The 7,137-nt window shown below is 63.2% G+C and carries 9 protein-coding genes and 1 pseudogene; 1 reads left to right on the top strand and 9 read right to left on the bottom strand.

The features are described 5' to 3' along the window. The 9 genes and pseudogenes from VZ95_RS13465 to VZ95_RS13430 all read right to left on the bottom strand — a co-directional run. On the bottom strand, positions 1–1,083 hold a 1,083-nt coding region (locus VZ95_RS13465; protein WP_156995293.1), incomplete at its 3' end, for a hypothetical protein. A 68-nt stretch (positions 1,084–1,151) separates the two neighbouring features. Further along, a complete protein-coding gene (locus VZ95_RS13460; protein WP_045776304.1) occupies positions 1,152–1,529 on the bottom strand; it encodes a phage tail tube protein in 378 nt (125 codons plus the stop codon). A 12-nt stretch (positions 1,530–1,541) separates the two neighbouring features. After that, entirely contained in the window at positions 1,542–3,008 is a 1,467-nt protein-coding gene (locus tag VZ95_RS13455) for a phage tail sheath subtilisin-like domain-containing protein (protein WP_045776303.1), read from the bottom strand. Positions 3,009–3,014: 6 nt separating this feature from the next. Beyond that, on the bottom strand, positions 3,015–3,209 hold the full coding sequence (locus VZ95_RS13450; RefSeq protein WP_045776302.1) for a DUF2635 domain-containing protein: 195 nt from the start codon (positions 3,207–3,209) through the stop codon (positions 3,015–3,017). A 15-nt stretch (positions 3,210–3,224) separates the two neighbouring features. After that, positions 3,225–3,671, bottom strand: coding sequence for a phage tail terminator protein (locus VZ95_RS13445; protein WP_045776301.1), 447 nt, complete (start codon positions 3,669–3,671; stop codon positions 3,225–3,227). Further along, positions 3,652–3,795, bottom strand: coding sequence for a hypothetical protein (locus VZ95_RS24210; RefSeq protein ID WP_156995292.1), 144 nt, complete (start codon positions 3,793–3,795; stop codon positions 3,652–3,654). Before VZ95_RS24210 ends, VZ95_RS13445 begins: the two co-directional genes overlap by 20 nt. 93 nt (positions 3,796–3,888) lie before the next feature. Further along, positions 3,889–4,323, bottom strand: coding sequence for a phage head completion protein (locus VZ95_RS13440; protein ID WP_156995291.1), 435 nt, complete (start codon positions 4,321–4,323; stop codon positions 3,889–3,891). Then, positions 4,320–4,889 (bottom strand): annotated as a pseudogene (locus VZ95_RS27225) (head-tail connector protein). The gene VZ95_RS13440 and the pseudogene VZ95_RS27225 overlap by 4 nt, the downstream one beginning before the upstream one ends. 11 nt (positions 4,890–4,900) lie before the next feature. Beyond that, entirely contained in the window at positions 4,901–6,535 is a 1,635-nt protein-coding gene (locus VZ95_RS13430; RefSeq protein WP_045776298.1) for a phage major capsid protein, read from the bottom strand. 79 nt (positions 6,536–6,614) lie between these two features. On the opposite strand from VZ95_RS13430, the gene VZ95_RS13425 reads away from it, so the two are divergent. Continuing rightward, positions 6,615–7,137 (top strand): class I SAM-dependent methyltransferase (locus tag VZ95_RS13425; RefSeq protein WP_045776297.1); only part of this gene is annotated, 523 nt, incomplete at its 3' end.

The following is a 7,137-nucleotide window of genomic DNA, read 5'->3' as shown; positions in this document are numbered from 1 at the left end:
GCCCTTAACATAGTCGTCCTTCTGCTTCACAAGATCGGAAAGCAAAACTGCTGACTGTTTTTCTTTCATGATCGATTTTAGGTCAAAATCTAGATCTTTTAGATTAAATTGTCCTTTCTGAATCGCCTCCGCAATCAGTTGCAGCGGGTCTTGATTCAAGGTTTTTGCTTGCTGACGCAGCGCGGCAATATCGACGCCCTTTTCTTGAAAACTCTTCCGCACATCGGCATCGTTGAACTGCGCGAACAGCTCTTCGGTCGCTTTCACCGCCTGGGCGGGGTCGCTCGCCCGGAGTTTAGCGATTTCCAGCAGGCTGGCGGCGCTGCCGATGGATTGTTCAGGCGCGACACCGAATTGCTCCAGCCGGTTCACCACCGGGGCGAAGCTGCTTTTCATCATTGCTTCGGGCAGGGGCGCGTCATTGGTGACGTTATAGAATTGAGCAAGGCGAACCCGAACCTCCGCCATATTCTCTTGCACCGGGCGCAGCAGCGGTGTGACCACATCAGCCAGATCGCCCGCCGGGATGCCGCGAACGTAGGCTATTTGGGCAATCGCGTTGGTGACTTCCTGGGCATTGGTGCGCTTGGCGAGATCGCCCTTATCGACACCCTTATCAAGATCGAGTGTGCCGACCTTTCCAAACACATCGACCAGAGTAGACGGCGATTGCAGCAACGCCTGCGACCGCTCCAGCATTCCCTGCCCGAATTTGCCTGCCTGCGTGGCGGAAGCCCCCATTTGATGTTGGAGTTTCTCCACCTCCGCCTGATACTTGGCGGTGCTTTTGGCCCAGGCATCCATTGTTGCATAAAATTCTTTGGCTGCACCCCAGATATCCTGAATGATTTCAATGGCACCCGCCCCCTTTGCATCCAGGACCATTGCCCCCGCCTGCCCTGCCGCAGCCGGGGGGCGAAACACGGCGGGCTCAATCTTACCCCCCTCCGGCTCGGCGGTCAGCGCCGCCCGTGCGCTCGCCGCCGGGGTTTGGGCGAGGGTTTGCTGGAAGGCTTCCACGTCGCGGGTGGCGCGGCGCAGGGCCTGGCTGAACAGATCGATTTCGGGAATAACGGTCGCCATAAACACCTCCGGTACGTGGGAAAAATTGAAAAAAAGCCCCCGGTTCACATCGAACCGAGGGCCAAAAGTTAGGCGATAATTTCTTCGCACTTGGTGGCGGTGAACTTCAGTTCGACCTGGCCGCCGTCCTTCCCGGTAATTTTCGGGCGGGAGTTTTGGCGGGCTTCGGACAGAATGAAGCGCTGGCCGGTATCGAATTCGGCTACCACGGTGACGCCGCACATGCCGACGAACCGGGCAACGCTATCGCCCGGCTTCACCATCAGCTTGCAGGTGAGTTCGGCGGCTTTGAATTCGGCGGTAAAGCCGGTTTCGTAATCGCCTTCGACTTCCTTGATTTCGTCGCCCGCAAGGGTGAGCGACACGCTTTTTTCGGTACGCAGCACCTCGCCATCGACCGTTACCCGGGCTTTGCCAAGAACGCGGTCGCCGCAAACATTAGCCATGAGGGATCTCCCTTAAATAATGAACTGCAACTGCCCCGCAAACACGCGGAACTGGTTGACGAGGTTGGTGGGGATGAGGGCGTTGACGCGGTTGCGGTCGGCGGCGTCGCGCTCGACAACGATCTCGCGCTTGAACAGGTCGATATTCTCGACGAGGCCGAGCGCTTCCCACAGCAGGGCGCGGGCGATCAGCTCGTCTTTCAGCAGGTCGGGCGTTACGATGGGCTGGCCCGCCAGAATGCGCGTGCCGTTATCGGCAAGCTTATGGCGCGGGAATTTGCTTTCGATGAGGAAGCGGATGTCTTTGCGCAAGAACGAGAGGGTGGCGGGCGTTTGCACGTCCAGCCACGCGGCGTCCTGCTGGCCCCAGGCGTTCTTCTGGTAAGTGGTGATTTCGCGCTGGATCTGCACGCGCCCGTCGCCGCTGACCATGAAGGTGGCAATCCCGTCATAGAGCAGAATATTCTGCTCGTCCTGGCGGAAGCGGTCGCCGGAGATGGGCGGCAACAGGCCTTTCAGGGCGAGCGTATGAATCGGGCGGGCGGGATCAATCGGCAGATGGAACGCCGCAACCGCGCCATAGGCCGCCGCCCATTCATACGCCGGGCTCGGGGATTTATTGAAGCCAAGGCAGCTCACAAACTGATTGTTCCGCGTGCTCCCCCAAGTGGAAAGCTGCGCCAGCGTGCCGCGCCGCGCCGTGAAGGCGATGGCTTCGCGCATCACCGTCGGGCCGGAGACGGTCAGCAGCCAATCGTCCAGCACCGCCATATTGGCGGGATCGGTCCAGGGGCTGATGAGGAACTCGTAATGCTCCCCGCCGATGGCCGCGAGAACGGTATTGAGATCGGGGTTACCCGCGCCGACGACCGTTTGGGTGATAGTGATTGCAACGCCGCCCGGCAGGCGCTCGCCGGGATAATAGGCGGCGCGCAGATCGATTTCATTGCCGCCCTCCCCGGCATTCACCGCCGTCAGGCTCACGACCGCGCCCGTCCGCGTTGCCGTCACCGGCAGATCGGCGTCGAGAGTGATCGCGGTCAGCAGGTTGGTGGCGACGACATCCGCCGTCTCCCCCGGCTTCACGCGGGACTGCACGCGCCGCCCACCGATATAGAGCGACAGAAGCCCGCTTTCGGTCGGCACCGTGCCGGTCAGATCGATCGTCCAGGCGGCTTTTACCCCGGCGGCGAGATCGTCGACGCCGATGGCGTAGGTTTCGGTATAGGCGTTATTGTCGCGCACGCGCTGGATCATGTGATGCAGTTGCGAGCCCGCGCCGAAGCCGATGCGCGCCTGATCGGAACTGGTGATGAGCTGCGGCACCAAAGCCGGATAGGTGCCCGTCGAGAGCCGCTGGCCGATCACCAGCAGTTTCGTCGGGAACTGCGGCAAGCCGCCGCCCGCCTTGCTGGCGTCGAACTCGATATAGGTGAAGGGCGTCCGAATAGAATTCGGAATATCGTTGAAGACGATCATAAAAGCCTACTCCTGGGCAGATTTGCGGGGGCGCGCGGGAGCCGGAACGATCACGTCGCCCTCTGCCAAACGGCGCAGCCAATAGGGGGTGGCGGGCACCTCAGCCCCGGTTTCCGGCAGCGCACGGCCGGTATCGGGATCGAGGACGCGCAAATGGGTTCCGGGCAGGTCGGCACCTGCCGGGGCGGGAATCACGAACATGGGTGTCTCCTAAAGTTAGAAATGGCCGGGGCCGAAGGGCGGCACCGGCGGATGGAGCGGCGGAAGCGGGAGATCGTCGGCGGGCGGCGGCAGGCTGCTGGTTGGCAGCACATATTCCGGCGCGAATAGGGTGAAGGGTGGCAGATCCTCCTCCGCCGCGCGGGATTCCGACAGCAGCAGCGGCGCGTCGAACTCGAACAGCACCCACAGGCGCGCCTGATCGAGCCGGACGATTCGCGCCCCGTGGTACGCCATCGGCTCCGAGCAATTATCCGGTGCCCAGGCGAGCAGCGCGTACCACAGCGCCCGGCGAACGATCGTCATCGCGGCTTCTGCCGCCGCTTGGCCGCGCGGGTCTGCCGAGGCATCGAGCGCCGCGACAACGCCAATCCGTTGATGCAAAACCTGCAATAGGTTTTCATCGGCCCGATTGGGTTCGGCCTTATCGTCGAGCGGAACCACAAAACGCCGCCGGAAATTCGGTCAGCGTTTGCGTGAGCGCCGCCTCCACCGTCGCCGCCCCGGCCACGCGCGCGGCGAACGGATCCGCGATGGCGCGGAGACGCTGGATGATTTCAGTCAGCATGGGAGATTTCCTCGACAGGAAATGGGATTATCAAGGGGCACGCCCCTTGATCGGAGGTTTGGAGGCAGCGCCTCCATACTCCCCTCTCCAGCCTCACGGCGTGGACGGCGGAACCCGGTCCAGCAGCGTGCAGTCGAGGGAGAGGAAGCGGTTGCGGTGGGCGAGATCGGCGACGCTACAAATGCGCCAGCGTTCCCGCCGCCGCCGCCAATAGAGGATCGTGTCGATCTGGTCGGCCTCGGCGAGGAACAGGGAGTAGCGGGTGAGCAGGCGGATTTGCGGGGTTTCGCGCCCGGTTTCCGCCGCAACGTCGCGCCCGAAGAGGGTGGCGTGCCCCGCGAGGTTTTCGACCGAGGCCCAGATGAGGGCGAGGGTCGAATAGCTGCGGGTTAAGCCGCCGTCGGGGCTCGGCGTGTCTTTGGCGCGCTGAACGAAGAAGCGCTCGCGCAGCGCGCCGATTTCGGGGGCCGTCACCACGGCGGGTGGAAGCTCCCCTCGCTTTAACTCCGGCGGGGCCATGCCGCTCATAGCCGGAACACCCGAAACGGATGCCAGAGCGCGGCAACGCCGAAGGGCAGCGGTTGCACGCTATCGGTCGGCACCGCCTCGCGCCGCTCATACCAATGGGCAATGAGCATCAGCATACCTTGACGCAGCGCGGCGGGAACCGCCTCGGGCGTATCGGCGAGGCCGGTTTCATAGACGATGCGGAAACCGCCGATGGGAATGCTCGGCTCCGGTCACACAGTGATCGGGGCCATCCGCGTGCCGGAAACGATATAGCGGTCGGACGGAATCAAACTGATCCCGCCGCTCACGTCCCGCTGCTCCACCGCCAGCACCGCCCGGATCGGCCCGCAAGGCAAGCGCAGAACATCGGGCAGATAATCGACGGTGAGGCCGAGGGTTTGCGGCAGCAGGCGACGGCGCAGGGCCTGTTCGCACACTTGCCGGGCGGAGGCGATCAGCGCCGCCAGCAGTGGCGCTTCATCGGGTTCGGTTGCGGGCGGCTCCGAAATCGGAAGCCGCAGAAAATCCGCCACCTCCGCCACGGTCAGCGGTTCGGCGACGGGAGGGATCAGGGTTGTGAGCATGAGATTTCCCCCTACGGCGTCCAAGTAACGCCCGTGAGCACCGCGACCGCCGCCTCGTGACGCAGCACGAGATCATGGGCGGTGACGCAGCGGATGATGGTTTGATCGAGCCCAAAGGCCGGGATAACGCTGCCACCCGAGGGGTAAGCCGCCTCGCCGGACGCATCGATCAAGAGGCCGGTGGCCTCGCCAATCAGCACGTCGGCCATATCGACCAGCAGAATTTCCGAAGCAGGCGCGGTCGGAATATGCAGCGACGTTGCCACCGGGAACCCGTTCAGCGTGCCGTTCTGAAGCTCGGGCCGGAAGACGAAATGCCCCGAACCGTCGCGCACCGCCATCAGCGCTTGCAGCGTGCGCGGAGCCATGATCCAGGCCGGGCGCAGCATGCGGGCTTTGCCTTCCTGAAGCGCCAGCACCATATTCGCCAAATCCGCAACCATCGCCGCGACCGTGGCCCCGCTGGAGGCGATTTCCTGGGCGGGAAGCACCCAATGACGGATACCCTTCGGGTCGTTGCCCGTGCCGGTGGGATTGCCATAGAGGAAGGCGAGGTCTTCCCGTTCGGCCAGCGCCGTCACCAGATCGTCGCGCACCACTTGGTCGGCCGCCGGGGCGGAGTAGCGGATGAGGTCGTTCGAAATCGGCACCAACGCCGCCAGTTTGCGCGCCGTCAGCCGCACTTGCCCGAAGCTCGGCACCGACGGGGTGATGGCGGTATTCTCACCCAGATACTCGGCCTGCGCGCCGCCGGTGAGCTTCGCCATCAGCAAAGTGCCGTGCGGCATCGGCACCAACGTCGGCCCGAGACGGCGGACGGCGGAAGCTTTGCGCAAAAGCTCGATCACTTCCTGGGCCTGGATTTCGGGGACCAGATAGCCACCCGCAGCGCCAACACCCGCCGCCAAGGCTTTCGCCGTATAGCCGTCGTTCCAGGTTTTCGCGGCGAACTCCGCCGCCCGCGCGGGATCGCCGCGCCCGCCCGCAAGCGCGCGCAGCAGGCGGCCAATGCCGTGGGCGGGAGCGTCACCTCCCTGGAATTGTCCCTGGGGCTGCACCGCGGCGCGGCGCACGGCGGTATCGAGCGCGTCGGTGCGCTGTTTCAAGGTAGCGAGATCGGCCGCGAGCGATGCCAGGGCCGGTTCAATCAAATCGGTCATGTTTTGTTCCTTATAAGAGGGGTAAGTTTTCACCGTGAGCACCCGCGCTTGCGGATGGCACGGAAAGGTAACGGGGCTGCATTCGAGCAGTTCGGCTTCCAAAATCCGCCGCTGCCCCGCGCCTGCGGATTCGGCCCGGCGGATGAGAAAGCCTAAGGACAGCCCATCGAGCGCCCCCTGTTTCAGCAGGGCGTGAGCCTCACGCCCGACTTGGGTTTCGAGCGCGAGTTGCCCGGTCAATCGCAGGCCCCGCGCATCTTCGCGCACCTCCACCCAGCGCCCGATGGGCTGGGTCGGATCATGCTGCCACAGCAGGCGTGGCGCGCTGCCCGCCTGCCGGTGACGCTCAAGACTCGCGGCGAAAGCGCCGGGCGCGATGATATCGCCCTCAAGGTCCGGCACATCGAAGACCGTGCCATAACCCTCGATGCGCCCTTCGGCCGCCACCCCCGCCGCGAAGGCGGCCGGAGCTTGCTTTTGAAGCATGGTGTTTCCCCTTGAAAAAAGATCACCGACTCCCCTCATTGTCGCTGTCGAAACCCGCGAAGCGTGAGGAAGGTCGGATATGACGAACAAAGCCGTTTTCGAACATTGGACCGATTGGGCGGAGGCCTACGGCACGGCCCTGCGCGCCACCACCAAGACGCCAACCGTCAAGTTCCTGGAACTCGACGCCTTCACGCGGCATTTCCAGTCGATCCTCGGCGAAAGAAAAGCCGATATTTTAGAAGTCGGCTGCGGCGTGGGCCTAAATGTCCTTCCGCTGGCCAAACATTTTCCCGATCTCAGTTTCGACGGGGTCGATGCGGCAGCGGAGATGATCGCCTCGGCGCAAGAAACACTTGGAAGCCAGGATGCCGCCGTCCGCGATCGGGTACGCTTTTTTCACGGCGAAGGCGTGGCGCTCGATACGATCCCCGGCCTACGCGACAGCTATGACATCGTCTTCACCGACCGCTTCCTAATCAATGTGAAGCCGCTCGAAAATCAGCAGCGCATCATTTCGAAAATGGCGGCGAAGCTAAAGCCCGGCGGGTATTTGCTGATGATCGAAAATTCGATCAACACCTTTAATCAGCAGAACCAAT

The organism is Elstera litoralis, from assembly GCF_000963705.1.
GTDB classification, from domain to species: domain Bacteria; phylum Pseudomonadota; class Alphaproteobacteria; order Elsterales; family Elsteraceae; genus Elstera; species Elstera litoralis.
Note: the sequence above shows the minus strand (reverse complement) of the source record. Positions and strands in the feature narration are given on the sequence as shown.